The organism is Thiohalophilus sp., assembly GCF_034522235.1.
Lineage (GTDB): Bacteria > Pseudomonadota > Gammaproteobacteria > UBA6429 > Thiohalophilaceae > Thiohalophilus.
The window spans coordinates 860,474-885,324 of sequence record NZ_JAXHLN010000003.1; the positions used below are offsets into that span (position 1 = coordinate 860,474).

Here is a 24,851-nt window from a genome sequence, read left to right on the forward strand (position 1 = left end):
GCTCAGGGCTGGTGGTTATAGCGGGCCAGCAGGGCCTGGTTGTAATCGCCGGCCGGCAGCGCGATGCGGACCTTGTAGCCGCCGCCGGGTGCTTCCTGCATCGGTTCGCCCTGAAGGTTCTCCATGTGTTCCAGGGTGAGGGTGCGGTTGCCGCCGGGGGCAATCACTTCCAGTTGCTCGCCACAGGCAAACTTGTTTTTCACATCCACACTGGCCAGCCCCCGTGCACTATCGAACTCGGTGATCTCGCCGACGAAACGCTGCTGTTCGCTGCTGGAATAGCCGGACAGATAATTCTGATAGGCCTGATCCGGATGGCGCACATAGAAGCCGTCGGTATAACCGCGATTGGCCAGCCCCTCGAGCTTGCCATAGAGGCTCGGATCGAAAGGGCGTCCGGCGATGGCGTCGTCGATCGCCTGGCGATAGAGCTGGGCGGTGCGTGCCACGTAGTAATGGGACTTGGTGCGCCCCTCCACCTTGAACGAGTCGATGCCGATCCGGGTCAGGCGCTCGATGTGCTGGATGGCGCGCAGATCCTTGGAGTTCATGATGTAGGTGCCGTGATTATCCTCGAGGATCGGCATCAGCTCGCCCGGGCGGTTGCCCTCCTCGATCAGATAGGCCCGGTCAGCCAGGGGGTGGCGCTCGACTTTCTCCTCGGGGAACAGTTCGGGATCATTGATCGCGGCCATGGCATCGAACTCGATTTTCTGGATATCCCCGCTGACATCCTCCTCGGCGTTGTGCATGCCGTAACTCCAGCGGCAGGAGTTGGTGCAGGTGCCCTGGTTGGGATCGCGGTGGTTGAAATAGCCGGAGAGCAGACAGCGGCCGGAATAGGCGATGCACAGCGCGCCGTGCACGAACACCTCCAGCTCCATGTCCGGGCACTGCTGACGAATCTCTTCGATCTCGTTGATTGACAGTTCGCGCGAGAGGATGATGCGCGACAGGCCCAGCGACTGCCAGAATTTCACCGCGGCGTAGTTGACCGTGTTGGCCTGCACCGACAGATGCACCGGCACCTCGGGCCAGCGCTCGCGCACCATCATAATCAGCCCCGGGTCGGCCATGATCAGCGCATCGGGTCCCAGCTCGATGACCGGCGCCATGTCCTTGAGATAGGTTTTGATCTTGCTGTTGTGCGGCATCAGGTTGCTGGCCACAAAGAACTTCTTGCCCCGGGCGTGGGCCTCGCCGATACCGGTGGCCAGGTTCTGCAACGTGAAGTCGTTGTTGCGCACCCGCAGGCTGTAGCGCGGCTGGCCGGCATAAACGGCATCGGCGCCGTAGGCAAAGGCGTAGCGCATGTTGCGCAGAGTTCCCGCGGGCAGTAACAGTTCCGGATGCGACATGATTGATGAACCAGTCAAGTTGATTAACCGTGTATGGGACTCAATTATAACGGATTTCATCGGGTACAATGACACGAATATCATGGGGTTGAGGCAGACATAGCACAATGAATGACGCACCGACATCGACCGGTTTCGATTACCGGGTGCGGGTCAACCGTCGCGCCCGGCGGGCGCGGATCACGGTCAACCATAACGGCGAGGTGGTGGTGGTGTTGCCCCGGCCGCTGGCCGAGCGGGCGATCCGTGAGCTGGTGGCGGGGCACCACGCCTGGATCATCGCGCGACAGGCGGAACTCGCCGAGCGGCTGGCCGGACTGCCCCCGCAACTGGGGCTGCAGCCGCCGCAGATCGATCTCCGGGCGCTCGATGAACAGTGGACCGTGGCGTATGCCGTGGACCTGGGACGTCGCCGCTGGCGGGCATGCCGGCAGTCGAAGCACTTGCAACTGCGCACGGCGCCCGGGGACCCCGAGACCCGCGCGGGGCTGCAGGCGTGGTTGCAGGAGCGGGCGCGCGCGATCCTGCCGCTTTGGCTGGAACAGATCAGTGAACGGCTCGGTCTGATCTGTACCGGGGTGAGTATCCGCGCCCAGAAAACCCGCTGGGGCAGTTGCTCGTCCAACGGGCGTATCAACCTCAATCGCAATCTGCTGTTTCTGCCGGCGGAGCTGGTGGAGTATCTGCTGGTCCACGAGCTGTGCCACCTGCGCGAACCCAATCATTCACCGCGTTACTGGCAACAGGTGGAAAACGTTCTGCCCGATTACCGGCAACGGGATCGGGCGTTGCGGGATGCCGTGGCCGAGGTGCCATTGTGGGCACGGCCCGGCGGCTGATCCGTCGGTTATCCCACTTGAACCAGGCGGATGCACAGGGCATATTAGATATCCTGGTATGGCTGGATAAGGGGTAAACAGTGAGCGTTGAGCAACTCGAAGAACGCCGCCAAACGGTGCGCAACAAGTTCCATACTTTGCTGGAGACCCGCACCGAGACCCTGGCCCTGTTCAGTACCCTGGTGGGGATGCGGCCTTTCAAACCGGAGACGGAAGTCCAGCTGGTATTACAGGAGTTTTGCGAATCGCTGGTCGACTATTCCGCCAGTGCCCATTTTCAGCTTTACTCCTATACCGAATCCGACAGTGAGCAACGCACCGCGGTGCGTGAGCTGACCGACCAGTATTACCCCCGCATTGTTGAAATCACCCGGCTGATTCTCAAGTTCAACGAAAAATACGACTGCGAGGAGCAGGGCTGCGACAACCTCGCGGAGCTGGACCAGGATCTCGCCGCGCTGGGCGAGGTCCTGGCCGAGCGTATCCAGTACGAGGACAAGATCATCCGCGCCATGTCCGCCCGCTGATTGAGCACGCAAAATGAATAAAAAAGGCCGCACTGTGTATCCCAGCGCGGCCTTTTTGCGTATTAGGCTGGGACTTCCCTGCCCCAAGGGGTAAAAATGTCCAGTCGGGCTTCAGGCCACCAGTTCCATAAACCGTTCCGAGGCCCGGGTATAGACGGTTTGCTGTTTTTCCTGCTCCGACGCCAGAGCCAGAATCGCTTCTTCCAGACTCAGCTCCTCGACCTCATACAGCGGGATCGTTTCGTCATGCATGGCCTTTCCTCCTGAAAGAAATCATAGAGATAGTATATATACTTAAAGTAAAATATCAAGTATAAATTATAACTAATTGATATTAATAGAGGGTAGGCCCTTTGGGGAACGCAGCCGGCATGGCGCACGTGGTTTGTCCCGCGTGTTCCCTCACGGCTGGTTAACGGTATACCTCTATTGAGAAAAAATATCAAGAGTAGGCTATAACTTTATGAATTAACGAGAGTTACATGCGTTATATGTTGCCGCAGAAGTGACTGCGCAGCGCGGTCGGCACCCTGGGTGGGTAGCGGGTCAATCAGGCAGCGGTCAAAAGAGTTACTGGCGGGTCTGCCGGATTTCGGCCAGGTAGCTGCGGATGTGCTCGGTACGCCCCACCTGGTTGCCGACATAGTAGCCCAACCGGAACATGAGCAGGGCGACCAGCCCCAGCAGCAGAATCATCTCGAACATGGTTTTTCCTTCCGCGTGTTATCTAAAGCCTGTCGGCGTCGACGCAGGGGCCTTGAACAGTAAAACCGTGACCGGTTACCGGTTCCGGCGTTTCGGCGGGGGATCAGGATTCGCGATCGGGCGGTGCCGATTTCAAGAGCGTGACATCGGGGTTGGTCGAGACCGGTGGCATGCGTTCGAGCATCGGGGCCGGCTGGCGCCCCAGACGCTGTTCATAGATAACGGTGTAGGTGAGGACCCGTTGCAGATAGTTGCGGGTTTCGTTAAAGGGAACCGTTTCGACCCAGACATCGGCCGGCAGCACTTTGTCCCGGGGCAGCCAGCGGCGCACATTGGTGCCCCCGGCATTGTAGGCGGCGGTGGCCAGGAGCGGGTTGCCGTGGAAGCGGTCCTTGACCCGGCGCAGGTAGCGCACGCCCAGCTTGATGTTGTTATTGACGTCGAGGATGTCCCGCTGACCGTGCATCGACAGACTGAGTGAGCGGGCCACATGCCGGGCGGTACGCGGCAGCAGCTGCATCAGTCCCAGCGCGCCGGCATGGGAGCGGGCGTCGGTGGTGAAGGCGCTTTCCTGACGAATGACCGCAAAGGCCCAGGCCGGATCGATCTGCTGATTCTGGGCCTGATTGAGTACCGTCTGTTGATAGGCAAGCGGAAAACGCATCTCCAGATCGTCCCAGTGGCGGGCCCGGGCCAGGGTCATGATGACCCGATCGTGCCAGCCCCATTCGTCGGCCAGTTTGGCGGCCCGCAGCAGCTGGTCCTCGTTCATTTGCGGCAGGACGTGATTCCATTCGCGCCGGGCGTCGGCCACCCGGCCGAGGGTATACAGTTCGGCGGCCCGTTGCAGGCCCGGGATCTGGTGCAGGCTTTTCAGCTCGTCGCTGCCGAACAACAGCGGACGGTGAGCGAAATGATACGGATCGCCGGCCCGATCGGCGGCCATGAAACTGTAGTAGCTGCGATCAGTGGCGGTCAGTTGATACAGCGCCCGGGCCTCGCTCTCGCGGCCGAGCTGCTCCAGCGCCCGGGCACGCCAGTAGCGCCAGCGTTGGCTGTGGGCGACCTCGGGGGATAATTCATCCAGCCATTCCAGGGCAGTCTGCCAGTCCCGATCCTGGAGCGCGGAGAGGATGTATTCGATCTTGAGCTCGGTGTGCTCGTTGCCCATCTTCAGCCGTGTCAGCCAGGCTTTGGCCTCGGGCTGTTCGGCGCGGACCAGCGCCAGTGACAGGCGCCGCTCGACCCGTTCCTGTTCCTGCGGGGTGAATTGATACGCCGGCTTGAGATCGACCCAGTAACGGGCGGCCTGGATGGGATCGCGGTCTGCCAGTCGGGTGAGACCATAGACGGTAATCCAGCGCAGTACCGGGTGATCGATATCATCAAAGTGATTGGTCACTTCGCTCAAATAGGCCGGATCGCGGCGGATCTTGGACCAGATATTGACCCAATAGCGTTCCGACTGCGGCAGGTAATCGGCCAGAAACAGGGCCAGGCGAATCCGTCCGGCGCGGATCGCCAGCTGGATCCGCTGCCAGACCAGTTCATTATTCAGCCGGCCGGCCTCGTGCCAGGCGGCGATAGCCGGATCACAACTGTCCGGCAGGGAGCGCCCGGTCCGCCACAGGTTTTCCATCAGGGCATGGGCCCGCTCCGGCTGCCTGACCCGGTAGAGGGCATTGGCATAGTGGCACTGCAGGGTCTTGTCATTGGTGATGGAGTAATTGTCCACCAGGGTCTGCCAGCGTCCCTGACGGGCCAGAGTATAGAGCCAGCGCTGATGCAGCAGGCCGGCGATCGGCGTGTCGCTGTGGCGCTGCAAAAAGTCCCGGACTTCGGCGGGCTCGGCGCGGCCCAGCCGGCGACGCAGATCGCCGTATTCGAGATACGGATAGAGCGGATAGTCCTGAAGCTCGGCGGCCAGCTTGCGGTAACGGGCCCTGTCCCCCGCCTTGATCGCCTGCAGGGCCTCCTGGAACTGGTAACGTTGCGCAAGCCAGTCGTCATCGGGCAGGGCCAGCGCCGGGCTGAGCAACCCGCTGCCTAACAGCAGGGTGGTGATGATCCGCCAGATTGCCCGCTTGTGCCGCATACCTGTTCCCTGATTGTTAAACCTGTTTAAAAGCTTTTCAAGCTAAGTATCTGTAAACCCAGTCTATGGCACTGACAAAGTTTTGGCTATACCGGGCTGATCATCAAGCATATCGACTCCCGCGGCGCCGGGTTGATGTTTTTTTGCCGGATTTGTGCGTCCGTGCTCGTTGATTCGGCATGGCCGGGCGGATTGTTTTATACTGCGTGCCCCGGGGGGGTACTACTGCCGCGGGAGAGCCACTTGCGGACACGTTCAGGAGCGCATTGCATGTCACAGAAGTTGAATAAATACAGTTCCCGTATTACCCAGCCCAAATCCCAGGGGGCGTCACAGGCCATGCTCTATGGCACCGGGCTGACGCCGGAGGATATGAACAAGGCCGAGGTGGGCATCTCCAGTGTCTGGTGGGAAGGCAATACCTGCAACATGCATCTCAACGATCTGGCCGCCAAGGTCAAAGAAGGGGTGCAGGCCGCCGGCCTGGTCGGCATGCGCTTTAATACCATCGGCGTGTCGGATGGCATCTCGATGGGCACCGACGGCATGAGTTATTCGCTGCAGTCGCGCGACATCATTGCCGATTCGATTGAAACCGTGATGAGCGCGCAATGGTATGACGCCAACATCTCCCTGCCCGGTTGCGACAAGAACATGCCCGGTGTACTGATCGCCATGGGCCGCATCAACCGCCCGTCGCTGATGATTTACGGCGGCACCATCAAGCCCGGCCACTCGCATGACAAGACGCTGGATATCGTCTCGGCCTTTCAAAGTTACGGCGAGTTCATCAGTGGCCGCATCAATGAAGAAGAACGCGAAGAAGTGGTCGAACACGCCTGTCCCGGTCCCGGCGCCTGCGGCGGCATGTATACCGCCAACACCATGGCCTCGGCCATCGAGGCGCTGGGCATGAGCCTGCCCTACAGCTCTTCGATTCCCGCGGTGGATCCGGGCAAGCTCGATGAATGTCTGCAGGCCGGTCATGCGATCCGGCATCTGCTGGAGCAGGACATCAAGCCGCGGGACATCATGACCCGCGCTGCATTCGAGAACGCCATTGTCATGGTAATGGCACTCGGCGGCTCGACCAACGCGGTGCTGCATCTGCTCGCCATGGCCCGCGCGGTGGACGTGCCGCTGACCATCGACGATTTTCAGACCATCAGCGACAAGGTGCCGTTCCTCGCCGATCTCAAACCCAGCGGCAAATACGTGATGGAAGATCTGCATAACGTCGGCGGCACCCCGGCGGTGATGAAATACCTGCTCGAACAGGATCTGCTCAACGGGGATTGTCTGACCGTGACCGGCAAGACGCTGGCCGAGAACCTGGCCGAACTGCCCGGACTGAAAGCGGAGCAGGACGTATTCATGTCGGTGGACAAACCGATTAAGGCCAGCGGGCATATCCAGATCCTCAAGGGCAACCTGGCACCGGGCGGCTCGGTGGCCAAGATCACCGGCAAGGAGGGGCTGCGCTTCTCCGGACCGGCACGGGTCTATGATCGCGAGGAGGCGATGCTGGCCGGGCTGGAGAACAACGAGATTCAAAAGGGCGATGTGGTGGTGATCCGCTACGAAGGCCCCAAGGGGGGACCGGGCATGCCGGAGATGCTGACCCCGACCTCGGCGATCATGGGGGCCGGGCTGGGCGGCGATGTGGCGTTGATTACCGACGGTCGCTTCTCCGGGGGGTCGCACGGTTTTATCATCGGGCACGTGGTGCCCGAGGCGCAGGAAGGCGGCCCGCTGGGACTGATACAAAACGGCGATGTAATTACCATCGATGCCGAAACCCGTCGGCTGGATGTGGACGTCAGCGATGCGGAGATGGAACAACGGCGCCAGGCGTGGGTAATGCCGCCCTATATCGCCCGGCGCGGCACCCTGTTCAAGTATGTCAAGACCGTCAAGGACGCTTCGCACGGTTGCGTCACCGACGAATAGGTATACCCTCTCGAGAGAGGGAATCAACAGCAGGCTAAAGCGGCAGCCCGGCAGGGATTAGCGCGGCGCCGTAACGAGTGGACACAAGGGGGAGAGGATAATGGCTATTGCCGAAGATCCGGTCGTGGGGAACTGGTACACCAATCGCAACGGCGAGTTGCTCAGACTCCGGCTGGCGGTCTATCGCCATGACTATCTGTCAGCCTTGCTGCTGGAATATCTTGATGGCCACCGCGAGATTATCAGTATCAGTGACTGGTACGCGCTGGAATTACATCGCGATATGATCTCGATCACCCAGCGTCACGTCTCGACCTGAATGCCGGGCTTCAAGTCGCACTACGACGGAATATGCCACCGTTTATAAAAGCCATCCGGGAAGCTGCCTTCTATGAGTGATACCAGCCTGCAGGAGTTGAAGCACCAGCTCAAAGCCTTTGCCGAAGAGCGCGACTGGGAGCAGTATCATTCGCCCAAGAATCTGGCCATGGCCCTGATCGTTGAAGCCGCCGAACTGGTGGAACACTTCCAGTGGCTGCAGCAGTCTGAGAGCAAAAACCTGTCGCCGGAAAAACATCAGGAAGTCGCCTACGAGATGGCCGACATCCTGGTCTACCTGCTACGCCTGGCCGAACGGTTGGATATCGATTTACTGGACGCGGTGCAGCAGAAAATGAAAATCAACGCCGACAAGTACCCGGCTGACAAAGTCCGCGGCAGCAAGAAGAAATATACCGAATACCAGAACGACTGACCTCATCTCTTGTGATCGGAGAAGGATCACCGAAGACACCGAGATCCCCGAATCACACTGAAAGAACGTTGTGTGAAAAATCGGTGTCAGTCGGTGTATTCAGTGTTTTCGGTGGTTATCTTTTCAGGCTTCTACAGGGTGCGCGAATCCAGCTTTACTGTTTCGCTCCAATCAATTCGATCGGATAACCATCGGGATCCTCGACGAAGGCGATGATGGTGGTGCCGGCGTTCATCGGGCCTGCATCGCGCAGGATCTTGCCGCCGCGCTGGCGAATCTCGTCGGTGGCCTGGTAGACATCATCCACTTCCAGTGCAATGTGACCGTAGCCATCGCCCAGATCATACTTGTCGGTATCCCAGTTACAGGTCAGCTCGATCACCGCGCCGTCCTCTTCCGGTTGATAGCCGACAAAGGCGAGAGTGAATTCACCTTCGGGGTATTCTTTCTGGCGTAGCAGTTTCATTCCCAGCACGTTGGTGTAAAAATCGATCGAGCGTTGCAAATCGCCGACGCGTAGCATGGTGTGCAGTATGCGCATAAAACTTCTCCGGTACAGGCTTTGGCTATAAAGTGGATTTCAGACAGGCTCGAAAGTATAACATGACCGCCGCCGGGCTATGCCAGAATGGAACAGGTAGGCTGCCCAGGTGAGGGACAACAATGGGCCGGTTTGTTATTGATGGATGACGTGAATACGGATCAGCGAGGCGGATAAAGCGTGTTAGACACCCTTTTCTCAATGATGATTATCATCCTCTGTGGCGCCGTCTGGCGCTATCTGGCGCCCGGCGGTGTCGATAGCGAAAAGGCGCGCCAGGTGATCACCGGCCTGGTTTACAACCTGTTGTTGCCGGCGTTGATCCTGGCCATCTTGTGGCAGGCCCCGCTGGGGATCTCCTCGATCAAGATCAGCCTGTTGGCCGCGCTGGGCATACTGGTCGCTCTGCTGCTCGGCTGGCTGGCCTGTCGCAGCTGCCGGATGCCCCGGGCGGTGACCGGGGCGGTGATTCTCGCCGCGGCGTTTCCCAACGCCAATTATCTGGGTCTGCCGGTGCTGGTGTCGGTCTTCGGCGAGTGGGCCGCCAGCGTGGCGATTCAATATGATCTGTTCGCTTCCACGCCGTTGCTGTTTACCCTGGGCATCTTGTTGGCCCAGCAGTTTGGTCAGAGTGAGGTGCGCGAGTCGATCGGTCATCGGTTAATGCGCATCCCGCCCTTGTGGGCTGCCCTGTTGGCTGTGGCGTTGAACCTTGGCGGCGTCCCCACACCGGCATTGTTACAAAACACCCTGTCACTGCTGGGGGAGAGTGTGATTCCGCTGATGTTGCTGGTGCTGGGCATGAGTCTGCGCTGGGAGGTACTGCGCTGGGAACGCTTGCCGTCGGTTGCCGTGGTGGCGGTGATCCAGTTGTTATTGATGCCGCTGGTGGTCTGGGGCGGGGCCCTGTTGCTGGATCTCGAGCCGCGCCTGCTGGCCCCGGTGGTGCTGGAGGCGGCCATGCCCAGCATGGTGATTGGGGTGGTGATTTGCGATCGCTACGGCCTGGATACCACGGTTTACGCCGCCGCGGTGACCGTGAGCACGCTGCTCAGTCTGATTTCGCTGCCGTTGTGGTATGGCTGGCTGCCGGTTTGACCGGGGTATCGTCAGCGGGACGGATCCCGCGCCACGCCAGCAGGGCATTGCTGAGTAACCCCAGCGCAACGGCGAACCACAAGGTGGTGACGCGGTTGATCACCGGCAGGCTGAAGGCAACGTCGCGCTCGACGCCGTGCGCCAGTAACAACAACGCCATCACTGCTTCGGTGGCGCCGATCCCGCCGGGAATAAAGGAGAGGGCGCCGGCCAGCAGGCTCAGCGCATAGATGCCCAGTGCCGTGGCAAGCGGCAGGGAGGTCTCGCTGATCTGCAACAGATAATAGAACGCCAGTCCCTGGACCAGCCAGGCCAGTGCGCCGAGTAACAGTCCCGGATAGAGCCGGCGCAGTAACAGCAGGCGATGTGCCTGATGCAGCATGTTGGCAAGATGCGTCAACAATACGGCTAAACGGGTATTGGCAAAGTGTTGCGCCAGATAATGACAAAGTCGCAACGGCAGACGGCTTTGCAACAGGGGTAACAGTATCAATAACGTCAGCAACACCAGAGCAATAAACAGCCGATAGTCGCGATGGGCGATAAAGAGCAATGTGGCGAACAGGGTAATGACGACCACATCCAGAAAGCGTTCAACAAAAAAGCTGGCCAGGCTGTCGGTATAGGGGACGCCGTGGCGTTTCAGATATAAGGAACGGATGGTTTCACCGGCCTTGGCCGGCGTGGTGGTCAGCGCGAAGCCGGACAGGTAATACCCCAGATGTAACAGCCCGGGCAGTCGGTGGTGCAGGCTGTGGAGATAAAACGCCCAGCGGGCAAAGCGTAACAGGTAATTGCCCAATGAAGCGGCCAGCAGGATCAAACCGCCGCTGAGACCGAGCTGATTGATGATGCGCCCCAGCGTCGGCAGACCGCCGACCAGCGCGAACCCCAGGTACAGCCCCGCTGCCAGTACCAGCGAAATCGCCAGCAGACGCAGATGATGTCGGTTGAGTGTGAGCAGCGCGGGCCTCGGCAGATGATCAGTAGCTTATTCTAGAACAGGCCACGCGCTGGCGGCCAGTCGGGCGGTTTTTGCGCCGGTGCTGGAATCTCCCGGGGTTTGTTGTGGTACGCTAGGCGCTATTATTCAGCAGACGAAAGACGAGGATATACCCATGTCGGCAGAAATCGACGAACTGACGGTGGACTACCATGAAGACGGTAACCTGGTTTCCAAACAGCTGGACAAGGTCGTTTTAACCAAGGGCGCCTGGTCGACCATTATTTTCCGTTACCAGGATATGGACCGCAAAACCGGCGAGTTCGGGCCGGACAAGTTCACGATTCGGCGTTATCAGAAGCGTAACGGCCAGTACCAGCAAAAATCCAAGTTCAACATCTCGAGCCGCGATCAGGCACAGAAAATTATTGACGCCCTGCAAAAATGGCTGAAAGAGTTGGAGTGATCCGCTGTCGGCTATAGTCCGTTGTTCATTCCGGATAATACTCGGTAAACAGTCTCTTCTTTGGCAAACCGCGTGAAGTGAAAGAGTCGCGCGCGGCTTTCGCCATCTGCTCCGGCCCGCAGAAATAGACTACATAGTCGGACAAGTCCGGGTACTCGTCACCGAACTGTTTCAATTGCGCCTGCCACTGTTGCTCGTCTGTACCATCAGTCAGCGACAAGGGAGTGTAGTGAAAGTGATCGAAGGCATCCATCCAGGCACGGCAAAGATTGTGCTGATAATGGGAACGGTGATTGGTGGTAATCCAGAAGAGATGAACATGATCCGCCAGCTCCAGGGTCAGGGCGTGCTCGATCAGGCTTTTTACCGGTGCAAACCCGGTGTCGACGGCGATAAACAGTATCGGTTTGTCGATGTCCCGCTGCAAGACAAAATGGCCCTGGGGACCTGTAATCTCAATTGTGTCGTTGACCCTGGCCTGATTGAAAATGTAATCACTGAACGGGCTGTTGTCCCGGATGATATGAAACTGCAGGCTTCGATCGTCGCAGGGACAACTGGCAATATGATACCAGTTGTTGTCACCGTGCTCGTTGCTGAGCAGAACTTTTTGTCCCGACAGAAAACGCAAGCGATGGCGGCGTACGGTATTTAAAGAGACAATAGCCAGCGCATCGGATAGGCGGGTTATTTTTTTGATATAGGCCGGGACGGTCTGTTCTTCAATATCTTCTTCATCAAGCGCTTCATCCGCTTCCAACACGATATCGGTGACTGCCGTGTTCGAACAGGCCAGTAAATAACCCTGGTTCTGTTCCGCCTCGCCAAGCGTGTATTCATGATTACGAATCTTGCGGACTTCACCTGAAATCAGCCGTGCCTTGCATTTACCGCAATTGCCGTTACTGCATCCGTAATTCAGTGCCACGCCGGCACTCAGTGCCGCGTCCAGAATGGAATTGTTTCCCTCGACAAAAAATTCATGCCCGCTGGGCATGATGTGGACCTGGGCGAGAATCACCCGCAGCAGCGTGTCCTGGGTCAACAGCTGATCGGGGCTTGGTGGTTCACCGGTATGTTTGAGCGATGCATCCAGCCAACTGGTGAGCTGTTGCAGCTCATCGCGGGGATCAGTGTGCTCTTGCAGTTCGCCCAGACGCTGACGGGTCTCGTCGAGAAGTTGTTGCAGATATTCCGAAGTATAACGGGCAGCGGCCAGCTCCTTGCTGAGCTGGGAGACGCGTGTCGCAAGGGTGCCCAGATCGGGAGTGAGCAGCTTGCGCAGCTTGTCACCCCGGGCCCGCTGCAGGGCATTGTCGATAATATGCTCGATCTTCTCGAGCATGCTGTTGTCTTCGACTTCGACGTTCGGATAGGCCCGGTTCAGGTCATCGAGTCTGACCATGCCCTCAAAGCTTGGCAGATCGCCGTCCTGAATCTGTTTTTGCAGGGTCCCGCGCGACACCCCAACCAGTCGTGCCGCGCGAGAAACTGTCAGCAGTCGATCCATCGTCAATTCGCCTGTTGCGCTAGCTGGAGAAGCTGACCGGCTGACCGAATTCATGTCGACCAAACCGGAGTCTTTTGTAATTATGGATCATGATAATGGTTTTGAGTATTGCCGGCTCGTCAAATTGTGGCACATTTAATGCGACTGTAATTGGAAGGCGTTCGCCTTGTGCGGGATGGATATAGATATATTGGCGAAACGTTGCGGGCGGGAGCACCTGCTGCAGGCGTGACTGTTCGTATTCGTAGCGCAGGGTGTGCAACCGGGCATCCCAGATCACCTCGTTGCCCTCAAAGGTTCCCGCAAAGCGAATATGCACCTGCGGCTGATCAATCGGCGAAAGCGCCTGATAGCGGTATAGTGACGCGTGTCGACCGGATGGGGTGCGCGAATCAGTCATAATAAACTGACCTGCCAGAGTCCAAAAAGGTTCGTAGAAACATTCTGTGTCAGTTGCCTCCGGGTTTGATGACAATGGTACCTGTCGTAGCGGCGCACAAGATGCCATTTCGAACTCGTGGCGGCGTCTTTCGTTTGCGGTCTTTTAACCTCATTAGCTCTCCGGGATTTGATTTGTCCCCAACAGTTGCGCGGAGAAAATTCCTCGTCTGACGGCCGGGTTAATGGAATACGGCTTGTGCGGTTTATTGTATAATAGGGGATGACAAATTAGACTCGATTGTGCGCAATCGGTTAGCGAACAGGATTATTATGAGTGAAATTCACACAGGCAAACTGAGCTCTGTTGAGCGGGTGGAGTTGACCCGTGTCATCATGTCCATTCTGGACAGCTGGGGCATGAACGCCCAGCAACAGGTTGAGTTGTTGAATTTGCCGCCGAAAACCCCCACCCGCGCCCTGCGTCGTTATCGAGAAGATACTCCGTTTCCACAGACCAATGAAGTGGATGAGCGTCTGGAACATATCGTCGGGATTGTCGACGCCCTGCGCACGACCTACCCGCACAACCCGTCCATGGGGGCTTTGTGGATGAAGCAACGTAACAAACAGTTTCAGGACCGCACGCCCTTGCGGGTGATGGTCGATGAGGGCCTGGACGGCATAATGCGCATTCGTGCTCATCTGGACTGTGCTTACGACTGGTTCAATGACAGCCGATCCGGCACCGGTAGCGAATAAACCCCTAACGTCGGTCGCGCCGGCGTTTGTGACGGCCTTCGAAGCGGACGATGGTCTTGACCAGTTCGCTATAGGGAAGTTGATCAAATTCGCCGTAGCGATCCTGCGCCTCACGCAACAACCCCGCGATATTATCTACCTGCTCGGCCCCCGCCTGTTGCGGATGCAACAGACCTTGCAGGCCTAACAAACCGCCGGTCTGAACCTTCACTTCCTTGGCATGTGGCAGAGGGCCGTCGATGTGCCGTTGCTGCAGGGCGAAGCTGGCATTACGCCGCATCATGTCGAGAAACACCTGGCAGCGCTGGTTGCCGGCTTCGGAACTGCAGGCAACGCCTTCGCGATCCGCCAGATTAAAACGTCGACCATGCTCGCAGGTACTGCGCCGCGAGTTGATGCTTTTTTCGAAGACGCAGCGTCGCTCGTTGATCTCGTGATAAGTGGATCTGTATTCGTCTTCTTCCACGAGTCAGCGATGGCGGGGTTATTTTTCCCATTCCCGCAGGATCGGTTCTTCGCGTTTTTCGGTCAGCATCTCTTCGGCTGCCAGTTGATTGGCTGCGAAGATCACCTTGTAGATGGTTTTGTCATCCGGATCCTGTTCCTGGCGCTTGGCGCGGGCCTGCTTTTTGGCCTCCTGGAACGACTCGAACTCATCCAGGCATTCGAGATTCTTGATCATGGAGCTGACGCCCTCATTCATCTTGTACAGGTAATACGGCATAATCTCCACCTTGTGCTGATAAGTCGGTACAGTTTTGAGCCATCATCGTCGTCTGAAGTGTGCTTCACGAAACGACGACGCAGAAGAAGGCCGACAAGCATACTGCCTGTACAGCGGTGGCTCAATAACTGACTATCACTATGTTAATATGGATGTGGTTTCAACGACGCAATTTTTCAAGGGAGTCCGACCATTTCCACACAGAATACACGTGAACTGCTGGCGATTATCGAGCTGGGCGGTTATCCCGATTTCAGTCCGCTCTATCGACAGCACGGCTTTGAGGTCGAAACCGCCGACTCGATGCGCAAGGCCGCCAAGTCGTTGAAGAAGCGCCGGCCGCAGGTGATCGTCACCGAGTTCAACTTCCAGTCGGATTTTCGGGATCGCACCAGCAGTCTGGAGACCCTGATGGCGTTGGTCCAGCGCCTGCCCGGGACCCGGGTGATCGTATTTTACGAAAAAGAGTATTTACACCAGTTCGAACGGGTGGCCCAACGCTTTCCGATTCATGCGGCCCTGCCGTTTCCCATCGATCAGGCCGAGCTGGATGCCGCCCTGAAACGGCTGGCTTCAGCGGAGTGAAATGTCGGTTTATTGTCCGTTTTGTTCGCGGGGAATCCGTCGAGCGCGGTGCACCGCCACCCTGTAGTTGGTATTCGGATCGCCTGTTCAGTTAACTTTCGAGAGCCGATCGAGCCCTTCGCGGGCAATTTCGCGAATCTCCGCCGATTCATCCTGCAACCGCTGCTCCAGCCGGGGGCGAACGGCGGGATCGCCGGTCAGGGCCAGGTAGTGGGTGGCGTCACCCCGAATCTGGGCATTGTTATGTTCCGACAGTCGGGCAAATTCAGGCGTCAGTTGTTTCAGCGCATCGCTGCCGGCCAGTGATTCCAGCACCGCATCCAGTCCGAGCCGAACCTGGATCTCCAGATCCTCCCGTTCCAGCAGGGAAATGACCGTTTCGAGCCACTCGGGATGCTGATTCAGAAAGTCCTCGATCTGCTGCAACTGCCCGTCCTTGAGATGGCTGCGAATGTAATCGGCAATTCCTTCCTCGCTGCCGGCCTGTTGTGCCCAGTGGCGCAGCTCTTTCGGTGAATAGTTGCCCGGCAGGGTGAAGGGGCCGATGCGGGTCCAGGGCGTGGTGCGCACCCCCAGTTCCTGCGCGCGGGCGGGATCGACCACGATATTGCTGACCCGCAGTTCGCGAAGCAGTCCTTCCTTGATTAAATCGGACAGCGCCTGCAGCACGGCGGGACAGTGGGCACAGCCGGTGGCGATCAAAATTTCGGCATCTGGGACAGGTCGGGACATGGTAAAAACGTCGCTTGAATAGTGAGATGGACGGGATGGGTTCTATATATAAGGCCCTTGTGGCCGATGACCGTTCAGGCCTTTAGATCCGGAATCAGTCGGCTGCGCAGCCTGGTGATGAGATCCTTGAGCAACAGCTTGCGTTGTTTCATGCGCCGCAACTGCAACTGATCCATGGTCGGATCATCGACCAGGCGGTTGATAATATCGTCCAGATCGCGATGCTCGGTTTCCAGTAACTGCAGCTTGTGATGCAATTGTGCAGCTTCGTGTTCATCCATAGCGCGGAACCTGTTGACGGGAGCTGTCATTCTAGCCCAGGCGGGTTCGCTGCGGAAGCGCCCAGCAGCGCCGTCGAATACGGTATACTGGGCGCCCTTCAAATCGGTGCTGATGTTAATGCCGCCTATTCTGACTTTCAAAGACGTTTGCCTCAGTTACGGGGCGCAGCCGCTGCTGGATCACGTCGATCTGCAACTGGAGCGGGGCGAACGGGTCTGCCTGGTCGGACGCAACGGATCGGGCAAATCGACCCTGATGCATCTGCTCAACGGCGATATCCAGCCCGACGAGGGCGAGATCTGGCATCCGGACACCCTGCGCATCGCCCATCTGCACCAGGAGGTGCCGCACACCTCGGAACAGACCGTCTTCGAGATGGTGGCCGGGGGACTGCAGGAGACCGGGGAATTACTGGCGTCCTATCATCAGGCCCTGCAGCAGCTGGATGACTCGCCGCAACAGATTGAACGTCTGACCGAGCTGCAACAGCAGCTGGAAGCGGTGGACGGCTGGCGACTGGAACAGCGGGTCGCTTCGGCGATCAGCAAAATGGATCTGCCCGAGCAGACGCCGCTGGCCACCCTCTCCGGGGGCATGAAGCGCCGCGTGCTGCTGGCACGGGCGCTGGTCAGCGAACCGGATCTGTTATTACTGGACGAGCCTACCAACCACCTGGATATCGAGGGCATCACCTGGATGGAGCAATTCCTGCTGGGCTATGCGGGCTGTCTGGTGTTTATTACCCATGACCGCAGTTTCTTGCAGAGTCTGGCCTCCCGTATTATCCAGCTGGATCGCGGCCATCTGACCTCCTGGCCCGGCGATTATCAACACTATCTGGAAAAGAAGGAACAACTGCTGGATGCCGAGGAAAAAGAGCGGGCGCGTCAGGACAAGAAGCTGGCCGAGGAGGAGGCCTGGATCCGCAAGGGGATCAAGGCGCGGCGCACCCGCAACATGGGCCGGGTACGGGCCCTGAAGGCGATGCGCGAGGATGTCCGGCAACGACGTGAGCAACAGGGCCAGGTCCGGCTCAATTTGGATGAGGCGCAGGGTTCCGGCAAGCTGGTGGCGGACGTGGAGAACGTCTCCTTTGCCTACGACGGCGAGCCTATTTTGAAAAATTTTTCCACCCGCATCATGCGCGGCGATCGCATCGGTATTGTCGGCCCCAACGGGGTCGGCAAGAGTACCCTGATCCGGATCCTGCTCGGCGAGTTGAAACCCGACAGCGGCAAAGTCCGCCTGGGTACCAAACTGGAAACGGCCTATTTCGATCAGCACCGGGCGATTCTCGATCCGGAAAAATCGGTGCTGAACAATCTCAACGAAGGCAGCGACATGATCGAGGTCCAGGGCCGTAAGCGTCACGCCATCGGTTATCTGCGCGAGTTCCTGTTCCCGGTGCAACAGGTGCATTCCCCGGTCAAGAGCCTCTCCGGCGGCGAGCGCAATCGCCTGTTGCTGGCAAAATTGTTTACCCAGCCGGCCAATCTGCTGGTGCTGGACGAGCCGACCAATGATCTGGATGTGGAAACCCTGGAGCTGCTCGAAGATCTGTTAATGAATTACGAAGGGACATTGCTGGTGGTCAGCCACGATCGGACCTTTCTGGATAATGTCGTCACCAGCGTGCTGGTGTTCGAGGACGAGGGCGTGGTTAACGAATATGTCGGCGGCTATCACGACTGGTATCGCTATCGCCAGCAGCATCCCTATGTAAGCGCCGCGGGAAAAGCCGCTGCCACGAGCCGTGACGCGGCGTCACCGCGGGACACCGAACCGGTCACAACCAAACGCAAGCTCGGCTATCGCGAACAGCAGGAGTTGAAGGCGCTGCCGGGACGGATCGAACAACTGGAACAGGAGCTGCAGCAATTACAGACGCAGATCGGCGATCCCGCTTTTTATCAGCAGGACGGTGAGACGATTGCGCAGACCCTGCAGCGGCTCGATGAGATCAATGCGGAACTGGAAGCCTGTTTCCTGCGCTGGGAAGAGCTGGAATAGCCTTCAGTCGGATTCGGCGTCCGGGGACGTTTTCTTTTTCTTCAGCCCACTGGTGTCGATGGGGATGACCGTGGATTTTTGCGGCTCGTCCACATAGCGTGGACGTTTCTGGCTGGGTCGGCCGGCTTCATCGGCCAGCTCTTTCTCGCGGGAGGCGATCAGGCCCAAACAATCACGAATGGAAATAATGGTTTCCTCCGAGAGCGGATGCTTGAGACCCGGCTTGGTATAGGTATCCTTGGCCACATCGGTCAGGACCTTGCGCATCATCTGCAGGATCTGCTCTTCTTTGGAATAGTCGTCACGGCTCATTCGTTGGCACCATCATTCATTACGTGTCTGTGTAATTTCGATTCTAGCATTTTGCGGGGTCCGGATCGCCCCGAAAATTCCGGCATACATGAGAATTCATGGGGTTAATCCACGCCACGGCGCTGGTATACTGGCCCCCTTGTATTTACCGGGGTTGTTGATGTCATCGTCCTTGCCTTCATTGCTGTTGTATCCCCAGAATCCCGACTACCGTCCGGAGGACACCGGGACTCTGATCGCCAGTCTGCAAGACGCCGGTTTGATCGGCGAGGCTGTTGAGGACTTGCCGGGGCAACGCTACGCGGCCGGCCCCAGTTTCCTGCAGCACATCAGTTTTCTCGGCTGTTCGCCGGCGGTGGAATTCGAGCCGGAGGTCCCCGGTTCCGAGCAATTTTGTCATGCCGGCATCCTGTACAGCGGACACTTACAGTTTCGCGGTGGTCCGCAGCAGGTGCAGGTCCATTGTCGCCAGTGCCGCCACCGCGAGACGGACTGGGCCGCCATCATCGACGACTGGCGGACCGATCCGCATAACCACCGCTACGTCTGTCCCGAATGCGGCGCCGAAAGTCACGCCACCGAACTCAACTGGCGTAAAACCGGCGCCTTTGCGCATCTGTTCATCGAGCTCTACAACATCTATCCCTACGAAGCCGTGCCCACCGACGGCATTCTCAAGCGCCTGCGCGATGCCACCGGGGTCGACTGGAAATACATCTACGTCCGCTGACTTCTTCCTTTATCCGGCGCTCTGGGAAATAACGCAGAGGACGCGGAGACGCAGAGGCGCGGAGAAAACAAATAATTTATTTTGGTAAATCTGGTTGACCGAGGCCTTCTCAATTGAACCCTCTGAGTTATCGCTGGGTATTTCATCTGCCCAACACGGCCGTGTCCAGCCTTTTGACTGGCTATAGGCTTTATCAACTTCGAAAGTCGAAAAAACAAATCAGTTTACATCTCTGCGTCTCCGCGTCTCCGCGTCCTCTGCGTTATTTCCCAGAGAGTCAGATAAGTGATTCGTGCTTGACACTTCGTTGTAGAATGAGGAAACTCAATCTCATGTTTAACACCATGCATTTCGCCAAGATCTCTGCCTGCCCGCTACGCCTGCGTGTCTGGGCAATGGGTCGTGCGTGGCGGATGGAGAGGGTGTTGTAACGCAGTTAAACATAAGCAATACCGCGATTTTCCGAAGAGCCACAGCCTGAAAACTGTGGCTTTTTTCGTTTTGGACAGCTCAAGGGAGAGAAGCATGTCGGTGCCGACTGCCTATATTGGCGTGGTGTTGATCTGGTCGACCACGCCGTTGGCGATCAAGTGGAGCGGGGAAGGGCCGGGCTTTCTGTTCGGCGTGGCCGCGCGCATGTGGATCGGCGCGCTGGTCTGCGTGCTGCTGTTAACCCTGTTATCCCGAACACTGCCGCGCGATCGTCAGGCGCTGAAAAGTTATCTGGCCGGTGGCATTGGCGTGTTCGGCGCGATGACCTCCGTCTACTGGGGCGCGCAGTATATTCCTTCGGGACTGATCTCGGTGCTGTTCGGGCTGACACCGATCGTCACCGGCTTGATGGCGGCGTTATGGCTGCACGAACGGGCTTTGACTCTGCCGAAACTGATCGGGATATTACTGGCACTGGGTGGATTGATCGTAGTGTTTGCCCGGGGGTTGCACCTGGGTGAGCAGGCCGGTTACGGCATTGCGGCGGTAGTGCTGGCGGTCTGTCTGCATTCGTTGAGTATGGTGTTGGTCAAGAAGATCGATGCACATCTGTCGGGACTGGAATCCACCAGTGGCGCCTTGCTGGTGGCGGCACCCTGTTACCTGCTGGTCTGGTTGTTGCTGGATGGCCAGTGGCCGGCCGAGATCGGGGCGCGCGCGGCCGGATCGATTTTATATCTCGCAGTATTCGGTTCGGTATTGGGCTTTATTATGTTCTTTTATGTCCTCAAACAGATTGATGCCAGTCGCGTGGCGCTGGTAACATTGTTGACACCGGTACTGGCCCTGCTGTTTGGGCGGATATTCAACCAGGAACAGATCGGCCTCGAACTCTATCTGGGCGCGACACTGATCCTGCTGGGGATGGGGTTATACCAATGGGGCGAAAGGATGATTCGTTATTTGCGCAACAGGGCCGCGAGCGACGCCGTGGGTTGAGTGGTTGGCGTAGCAGTGTGCTGCTATTGCTGGCTGCAGCGCTGAGCGCCTGCGGTGATGATGCTTATATCACGCGCATTCAGGAACAGGGCAAGCTGGTGGTGGTTACCCGCAACGCCCCGACCACCTATTATATGGGCCGTGATGGACCCACGGGCTTTGAATACGCTCTGGTTTCCACTTTTGCCGAGGATCTGGGGGTCGAACTGAAGCTGGTCACCAGTGATAATCCCAGCGAGATTCTGCGCATGATTGAAGCCGGGAAGGCGGATATTGCTGCTGCCGGACTGACCCGCACCGAACAGCGCCGGGAGCGCGTGCTGTTTTCTCGCGCCTATCAACAAGTCACTCAGCAGGTGGTGTGCCGTCGGCTTGGCGCCCGTCCTTCCTCGCCTGAAGATCTGGTCGGCCTCTCCATCGAGGTGCCGGCTGAAACCAGTTATGTGGAACAGCTGGAGCGCCTGCAGCAGGACATCCCGGAACTGTCCTGGGAGGCTGTTCCGGAGCACGATACCGAATATCTGCTGGAAAAAGTCTGGCAACGCAAACTCGATTGCACCATTGGCGATTCCAATATTGTGGCGATAAACCAGCGTTACATGCCGGAACTGTCAGTCCGCTTTGATATTAGTGAACCCCAGCCGCTGGCCTGGGCAATGCCCGCCAATGCGGACGGATTACAAGCCGCCGTAAATGACTGGCTGGAACAGTATGAAGAGGATGGTCAGCTGCAGGCCCTGATCAATCAGTATTACGGCTTCATCGAAGTCTTCGATTATGTCGATACCCGGGCGTTTCAGCGCAAGGTTGAACGCGTACTGCCGCAATACCAGAAGCTGTTTCAGGAAGCCGGGAAACAATACGATATCGACTGGACTTTGCTGGCCGCCCAGGCCTATCAGGAATCCCACTGGGATCGCCTTGCCCGCAGTCCCACCGGCGTGCGCGGCATCATGATGTTGACCCGGATTACGGCCCGGGAGGTCGGGATCCAGAGCCGGCTGGATCCAAAGCAGAGCATCATGGGTGGCGCCAAATACCTCGCGAACCTGCGCGGTCGACTACCGGAGGCGATCAGCGAACCGGACCGCACCTGGATCGCCCTGGCGGCGTATAACGTGGGCATGGGCCATGTCTACGATGCCCGCAACCTGGCTCGCGATCTGGGCAAGAATCCCGATTTGTGGCACGACTTCCGTGAAGTGTTACCCCTACTGGCGCAGAAAAAATACTACAAGGATCTGCGTTACGGGTACGCTCGCGGTTCGGAGCCGGTGCGTTACGTGCGCCGCATCCGCAACTACCACGACATGCTGCTGCAGGCCCTCAAGGTCAACTAGGCCCTTCGGGCAGGGACGAGTAAAAAAACTCACCACCAAGACACGAAGACACCAAGAAAAAATGGCATAAATCATTTCTCTGCGCCTTCGTATCCTCTGCGTTTATTCCCGGTGGCACAGAACTGCAGGGTGCGTCCCACGCACCGAACTCCACACTCATACGTGTTGACGGTGCGTAGAACGCACCCTATACACTTGACAAGGCAGAGGGGTACGAAGACGCACAATAGAATATTTTTTCTTGGTGTCTTGGTGTCTTGGTGTCTTGGTGGTGATTACTTTTTGTTTCCAGCGTAGTGGCGCTGGATGTAGTCGTCGATGATTTGCTGGAATTCCCCGGCGATGTTGTCGCCCTTGAGAGTCACGGTTTTCTCGCCGTCCACATAAACCGGGGCCACCGGTTTTTCGCCGGTGCCGGGCAGGCTGATGCCGATGTTGGCGTGTTTGCTCTCACCCGGTCCGTTGACCACGCAACCCATGACCGCCACGGATAATTCTTCCACGCCCTGGTATTGTTCACGCCATTGCGGCATCTGCTGGCGCAGGTAACCCTGGATATCCATCGCCAGTTGCTGGAAGTAGGTGCTGGAGGTGCGACCGCAGCCGGGGCAGGCTACCACCATCGGTGTGAAGGCGCGCAGCCCCATGGATTGCAGGATCTCCTGCGCGACTACCACTTCCTGGCAGCGATCCCCGCCCGGTTCCGGGGTCAGGGAGATCCGGATCGTATCGCCGATGCCCTGTTGCAACAGCACCGACAGCGCGGCGGTGGAGGCGACGATGCCCTTGGAGCCCATGCCGGCCTCGGTCAGGCCCAGGTGCAGCGGATAATCACATTGTGAGGAGATATCCTGATAGACGCTGATCAGATCCTGCACCCCGCTCATCTTGCAGGAGAGGATGATCTTGTCATGGGCCATGCCCAGTTCTTCGGCCTGCTGGGCACTCTCCAGTGCCGAGGTAACCACCGCCGCGTGCATCAGCGCGGTCGGCTCGCGCGGCTCGGGCAGTCTGGCGTTCTCGTCCATCATCCGCGCCAGCAGGGCTTGATCCAGCGAGCCCCAGTTGATGCCGATGCGCACCGGCTTGTCGTACTCGATGGCCACCTCGATCATGCGGGCGAACTGCTCGTCCCGTTTTTTGCCCTTGCCCACGTTACCGGGGTTGATGCGGTATTTGGCCAGCGCGGCGGCGCACTCGGGATAATCGCTCAGCAGCTTGTGGCCGTTGAAGTGAAAGTCGCCCACCAGCGGGGTGGTGCAACCGGCCTGGTCCAGCGCCTCGCGAATCTGCGGGACGGCCGCGGCGGCCTCTGCGCTGTTGACCGTAATGCGCACCAGTTCGGAGCCGGCCTGGCTCAGATCGCGGACCTGCTGGACCGTGGCCGCGATGTCGGCGGTGTCGGTATTGGTCATTGATTGCACCACGATCGGGGCGTCACCGCCTACGGTGACGTGGCCGACCTGGACAGGAACCGTGTGCTGGCGCTGAACGGATTTGCTCATGTTATCTGTAAGCCATTGACCGCAAAGGCAGGATCATACCATATCCATTTTATACCAGTGGGGCCTGAGACAAAATTTCGCCGGCGCCAGCGGATATCGGGTTACCACCGAATGCACCGAACAACCTGCGACCAGCGCCATCACCGGAAACAGGCAATTTCCGCGCAATCGTTCATACAAAAACGGTGTAAACCCTATATAATAGCGCCCGAAATACGAACACCAACGCAATCGAAACAGGGGACAGGAAATGGCAAAACAACAGGCAGGCAAGAAACCGACCATGGCCGATCAGGCGGACCGGCATGTGTTGTACCAGAAGTCGGTGCAGGCCCCTGAAGCGGAAGTGGCCTTTTTTGATCAGGTGTTCCCCGAGTTGCGCGGCCGCAAGGCACTGAGCATGAAGGAAGACTTCTGCGGCACCGCCTATCTGGCCGCCGAGTGGTGCAAGTCGGATCCGCAACGTACTGCCATCGGCGTGGATTATGACGAAGAGACCGTCGAATGGGGCCGCAAGCACAACATCGAAGCCGAAGGCGGCGACCTGGCTGAGCGTATTACCCTGCACATCGACGACGTGCGCAACGTCACCGAGCCGCAGGTGGATATCGTCTGCGCCTTCAATTTCAGCTACTGCCTGTTCGAAAAGCGCGATGAACTGATCGACTACTTCAAAAAGGCCCGCCAGAGTCTGGTGGACGACGGCCTGTTGATTCTGGATCTGTTCGGCGGTACCGAGTGCGAGGACGTGATCGAAGAAGAGACCGAGATCGAGGACGAGCCGGCCACCTACATCTGGGAACACGTCGCCTTCAACCCCATCGATCATCACATGAAATGCGCCATCCATTTTGAATTCGACGACGGCTCACGCATGCAAAACGCCTTCACCTACGAATGGCGCCTGTGGGCCATTCCCGAAGTCCGCGAACTCCTCGAAGAAGCCGGCTTCAGCAAGTCACGGGTCTACTGGGAAAAATACGAAGATTCCGATGACGATGATGACGAGCTGGAAGGTACCGGGGAATACGAAGAAGTGACCGAGGTGGAAAACCAGGAATCCTGGATGATCTACATCGTCGCCGAGAAATAATGCGTTGAACGGCAGGTATTATCTGCCGTTGGATCATTTCTTGGGGTAGTGGAAAATAACGCGGAGTTCGCAGAGGCGCGGAGGCGCGGAGAAAAATATTGATGTTTCCCCGGTTAATATTGTGAGTCAGGCAATTTCATAAGCGAATAACAGGTTCTCATATTCCGTTAATATTTGTTAG

At 58.0% G+C, this 24,851-nt stretch carries 28 protein-coding genes; 14 read left to right on the top strand and 14 right to left on the bottom strand.

Features of this window, described 5'->3' with window-relative positions:
* Nucleotides 1-2: 2 nt before the first annotated feature.
* The gene (yegQ, locus tag U5J94_RS07195; protein ID WP_322564961.1) at nucleotides 3-1,358 is read right to left on the bottom strand and encodes a tRNA 5-hydroxyuridine modification protein YegQ; all 1,356 of its coding nucleotides are present in this window, start codon (nucleotides 1,356-1,358) and stop codon (nucleotides 3-5) included.
* A gap of 107 nt (nucleotides 1,359-1,465) precedes the next feature.
* Here yegQ and U5J94_RS07200 point away from each other — a divergent pair, with 107 nt between their 5' ends.
* Nucleotides 1,466-2,197 carry a SprT family zinc-dependent metalloprotease gene (locus U5J94_RS07200; RefSeq protein ID WP_322564962.1) on the top strand — a complete coding sequence of 244 codons (732 nt, stop codon included), beginning with the start codon at nucleotides 1,466-1,468 and terminating at the stop codon, nucleotides 2,195-2,197.
* Nucleotides 2,198-2,277: 80 nt separating this feature from the next.
* Nucleotides 2,278-2,724 (top strand): Rsd/AlgQ family anti-sigma factor, encoded by a 447-nt coding sequence (locus U5J94_RS07205; protein ID WP_322564963.1) that lies wholly within the window; start codon nucleotides 2,278-2,280, stop codon nucleotides 2,722-2,724.
* 111 nt (nucleotides 2,725-2,835) lie between these two features.
* Here U5J94_RS07205 and U5J94_RS07210 read toward each other — a convergent pair whose 3' ends face one another.
* From U5J94_RS07210 to U5J94_RS07220, 3 genes are all read right to left on the bottom strand, one after another.
* Entirely contained in the window at nucleotides 2,836-2,976 is a 141-nt protein-coding gene (locus U5J94_RS07210) for a hypothetical protein (protein WP_322564964.1), read from the bottom strand.
* Between the two features lie 318 nt (nucleotides 2,977-3,294).
* Entirely contained in the window at nucleotides 3,295-3,429 is a 135-nt protein-coding gene (locus U5J94_RS07215; RefSeq protein WP_322564965.1) for a hypothetical protein, read from the bottom strand.
* A 103-nt stretch (nucleotides 3,430-3,532) separates the two neighbouring features.
* Complete coding sequence (locus tag U5J94_RS07220; RefSeq protein WP_322564966.1) at nucleotides 3,533-5,524, bottom strand: transglycosylase SLT domain-containing protein; 1,992 nt, start codon at nucleotides 5,522-5,524, stop codon at nucleotides 3,533-3,535.
* 270 nt (nucleotides 5,525-5,794) lie between these two features.
* Between U5J94_RS07220 and ilvD the strand changes: the two genes are divergently transcribed.
* The 3 genes from ilvD to U5J94_RS07235 all read left to right on the top strand — a co-directional run bounded on the left by ilvD (nucleotide 5,795) and on the right by U5J94_RS07235 (nucleotide 8,228).
* Entirely contained in the window at nucleotides 5,795-7,474 is a 1,680-nt protein-coding gene (gene ilvD, locus U5J94_RS07225; RefSeq protein WP_322564967.1) for a dihydroxy-acid dehydratase, read from the top strand.
* A 100-nt stretch (nucleotides 7,475-7,574) separates the two neighbouring features.
* Nucleotides 7,575-7,793 carry a hypothetical protein gene (locus U5J94_RS07230; RefSeq protein ID WP_322564968.1) on the top strand — a complete coding sequence of 73 codons (219 nt, stop codon included), beginning with the start codon at nucleotides 7,575-7,577 and terminating at the stop codon, nucleotides 7,791-7,793.
* A gap of 72 nt (nucleotides 7,794-7,865) precedes the next feature.
* A complete protein-coding gene (locus tag U5J94_RS07235) occupies nucleotides 7,866-8,228 on the top strand; it encodes a nucleotide pyrophosphohydrolase (protein ID WP_322564969.1) in 363 nt (120 codons plus the stop codon).
* A gap of 154 nt (nucleotides 8,229-8,382) precedes the next feature.
* Here the strand turns inward: U5J94_RS07235 and gloA are convergent, their stop codons facing one another.
* The gene (gene gloA, locus U5J94_RS07240; protein ID WP_322564970.1) at nucleotides 8,383-8,769 is read right to left on the bottom strand and encodes a lactoylglutathione lyase; all 387 of its coding nucleotides are present in this window, start codon (nucleotides 8,767-8,769) and stop codon (nucleotides 8,383-8,385) included.
* A 180-nt stretch (nucleotides 8,770-8,949) separates the two neighbouring features.
* Between gloA and U5J94_RS07245 the strand changes: the two genes are divergently transcribed.
* The gene (locus tag U5J94_RS07245) at nucleotides 8,950-9,867 is read left to right on the top strand and encodes an AEC family transporter (protein WP_322564971.1); all 918 of its coding nucleotides are present in this window, start codon (nucleotides 8,950-8,952) and stop codon (nucleotides 9,865-9,867) included.
* On the opposite strand, the gene U5J94_RS07250 is transcribed toward U5J94_RS07245, so the two are convergent.
* Complete coding sequence (locus U5J94_RS07250) at nucleotides 9,821-10,846, bottom strand: lysylphosphatidylglycerol synthase transmembrane domain-containing protein (protein ID WP_322566474.1); 1,026 nt, start codon at nucleotides 10,844-10,846, stop codon at nucleotides 9,821-9,823. The genes U5J94_RS07245 and U5J94_RS07250 overlap by 47 nt on opposite strands.
* A gap of 139 nt (nucleotides 10,847-10,985) precedes the next feature.
* Between U5J94_RS07250 and U5J94_RS07255 the strand changes: the two genes are divergently transcribed.
* Entirely contained in the window at nucleotides 10,986-11,276 is a 291-nt protein-coding gene (locus tag U5J94_RS07255) for a hypothetical protein (RefSeq protein ID WP_322564972.1), read from the top strand.
* A 25-nt stretch (nucleotides 11,277-11,301) separates the two neighbouring features.
* On the opposite strand, the gene U5J94_RS07260 is transcribed toward U5J94_RS07255, so the two are convergent.
* Nucleotides 11,302-12,786 carry a 2Fe-2S iron-sulfur cluster-binding protein gene (locus tag U5J94_RS07260; RefSeq protein WP_322564973.1) on the bottom strand — a complete coding sequence of 495 codons (1,485 nt, stop codon included), beginning with the start codon at nucleotides 12,784-12,786 and terminating at the stop codon, nucleotides 11,302-11,304.
* A 19-nt stretch (nucleotides 12,787-12,805) separates the two neighbouring features.
* Nucleotides 12,806-13,186, bottom strand: coding sequence for a hypothetical protein (locus tag U5J94_RS07265; RefSeq protein WP_322564974.1), 381 nt, complete (start codon nucleotides 13,184-13,186; stop codon nucleotides 12,806-12,808).
* Between the two features lie 311 nt (nucleotides 13,187-13,497).
* On the opposite strand from U5J94_RS07265, the gene U5J94_RS07270 reads away from it, so the two are divergent.
* The gene (locus U5J94_RS07270; protein WP_322564975.1) at nucleotides 13,498-13,926 is read left to right on the top strand and encodes a hypothetical protein; all 429 of its coding nucleotides are present in this window, start codon (nucleotides 13,498-13,500) and stop codon (nucleotides 13,924-13,926) included.
* 4 nt (nucleotides 13,927-13,930) lie between these two features.
* Here U5J94_RS07270 and U5J94_RS07275 read toward each other — a convergent pair whose 3' ends face one another.
* A complete protein-coding gene (locus U5J94_RS07275) occupies nucleotides 13,931-14,392 on the bottom strand; it encodes a hypothetical protein (protein ID WP_322564976.1) in 462 nt (153 codons plus the stop codon).
* An 18-nt stretch (nucleotides 14,393-14,410) separates the two neighbouring features.
* On the bottom strand, nucleotides 14,411-14,650 hold the full coding sequence (locus tag U5J94_RS07280; protein ID WP_322564977.1) for a hypothetical protein: 240 nt from the start codon (nucleotides 14,648-14,650) through the stop codon (nucleotides 14,411-14,413).
* A gap of 303 nt (nucleotides 14,651-14,953) precedes the next feature.
* Between U5J94_RS07280 and U5J94_RS07285 the strand changes: the two genes are divergently transcribed.
* Nucleotides 14,954-15,235, top strand: coding sequence for a hypothetical protein (locus U5J94_RS07285; RefSeq protein WP_322564978.1), 282 nt, complete (start codon nucleotides 14,954-14,956; stop codon nucleotides 15,233-15,235).
* An 87-nt stretch (nucleotides 15,236-15,322) separates the two neighbouring features.
* Here the strand turns inward: U5J94_RS07285 and U5J94_RS07290 are convergent, their stop codons facing one another.
* Together U5J94_RS07290 and U5J94_RS07295 are read right to left on the bottom strand one after the other, a co-directional pair.
* A complete protein-coding gene (locus U5J94_RS07290) occupies nucleotides 15,323-15,967 on the bottom strand; it encodes a thioredoxin family protein (protein WP_322564979.1) in 645 nt (214 codons plus the stop codon).
* Nucleotides 15,968-16,041: 74 nt separating this feature from the next.
* Nucleotides 16,042-16,248, bottom strand: a complete 207-nt coding sequence (locus tag U5J94_RS07295) for a YdcH family protein (protein WP_322564980.1) — start codon at nucleotides 16,246-16,248, stop codon at nucleotides 16,042-16,044.
* Between the two features lie 118 nt (nucleotides 16,249-16,366).
* On the opposite strand from U5J94_RS07295, the gene U5J94_RS07300 reads away from it, so the two are divergent.
* Nucleotides 16,367-18,259 (top strand): ATP-binding cassette domain-containing protein, encoded by a 1,893-nt coding sequence (locus U5J94_RS07300; RefSeq protein WP_322564981.1) that lies wholly within the window; start codon nucleotides 16,367-16,369, stop codon nucleotides 18,257-18,259.
* A gap of 3 nt (nucleotides 18,260-18,262) precedes the next feature.
* Here U5J94_RS07300 and U5J94_RS07305 read toward each other — a convergent pair whose 3' ends face one another.
* On the bottom strand, nucleotides 18,263-18,571 hold the full coding sequence (locus U5J94_RS07305; RefSeq protein WP_322564982.1) for a hypothetical protein: 309 nt from the start codon (nucleotides 18,569-18,571) through the stop codon (nucleotides 18,263-18,265).
* Nucleotides 18,572-18,731: 160 nt separating this feature from the next.
* On the opposite strand from U5J94_RS07305, the gene U5J94_RS07310 reads away from it, so the two are divergent.
* The 3 genes from U5J94_RS07310 to mltF all read left to right on the top strand — a co-directional run bounded on the left by U5J94_RS07310 (nucleotide 18,732) and on the right by mltF (nucleotide 22,072).
* Nucleotides 18,732-19,301, top strand: a complete 570-nt coding sequence (locus U5J94_RS07310) for a hypothetical protein (protein WP_322564983.1) — start codon at nucleotides 18,732-18,734, stop codon at nucleotides 19,299-19,301.
* Between the two features lie 525 nt (nucleotides 19,302-19,826).
* Nucleotides 19,827-20,732 carry a DMT family transporter gene (locus U5J94_RS07315; RefSeq protein ID WP_322564984.1) on the top strand — a complete coding sequence of 302 codons (906 nt, stop codon included), beginning with the start codon at nucleotides 19,827-19,829 and terminating at the stop codon, nucleotides 20,730-20,732.
* The gene (mltF, locus tag U5J94_RS07320; RefSeq protein ID WP_322564985.1) at nucleotides 20,672-22,072 is read left to right on the top strand and encodes a membrane-bound lytic murein transglycosylase MltF; all 1,401 of its coding nucleotides are present in this window, start codon (nucleotides 20,672-20,674) and stop codon (nucleotides 22,070-22,072) included. Before U5J94_RS07315 ends, mltF begins: the two co-directional genes overlap by 61 nt.
* Nucleotides 22,073-22,347: 275 nt before the next feature.
* Here the strand turns inward: mltF and ispG are convergent, their stop codons facing one another.
* Nucleotides 22,348-23,577: a flavodoxin-dependent (E)-4-hydroxy-3-methylbut-2-enyl-diphosphate synthase gene (gene ispG / locus U5J94_RS07325; protein WP_322564986.1), complete on the bottom strand. Its 1,230-nt coding sequence runs from the start codon at nucleotides 23,575-23,577 to the stop codon at nucleotides 22,348-22,350.
* A 250-nt stretch (nucleotides 23,578-23,827) separates the two neighbouring features.
* Here ispG and U5J94_RS07330 point away from each other — a divergent pair, with 250 nt between their 5' ends.
* On the top strand, nucleotides 23,828-24,670 hold the full coding sequence (locus U5J94_RS07330) for a class I SAM-dependent methyltransferase (protein WP_322564987.1): 843 nt from the start codon (nucleotides 23,828-23,830) through the stop codon (nucleotides 24,668-24,670).
* The last annotated feature ends 181 nt before the right edge of the window (nucleotides 24,671-24,851 follow it).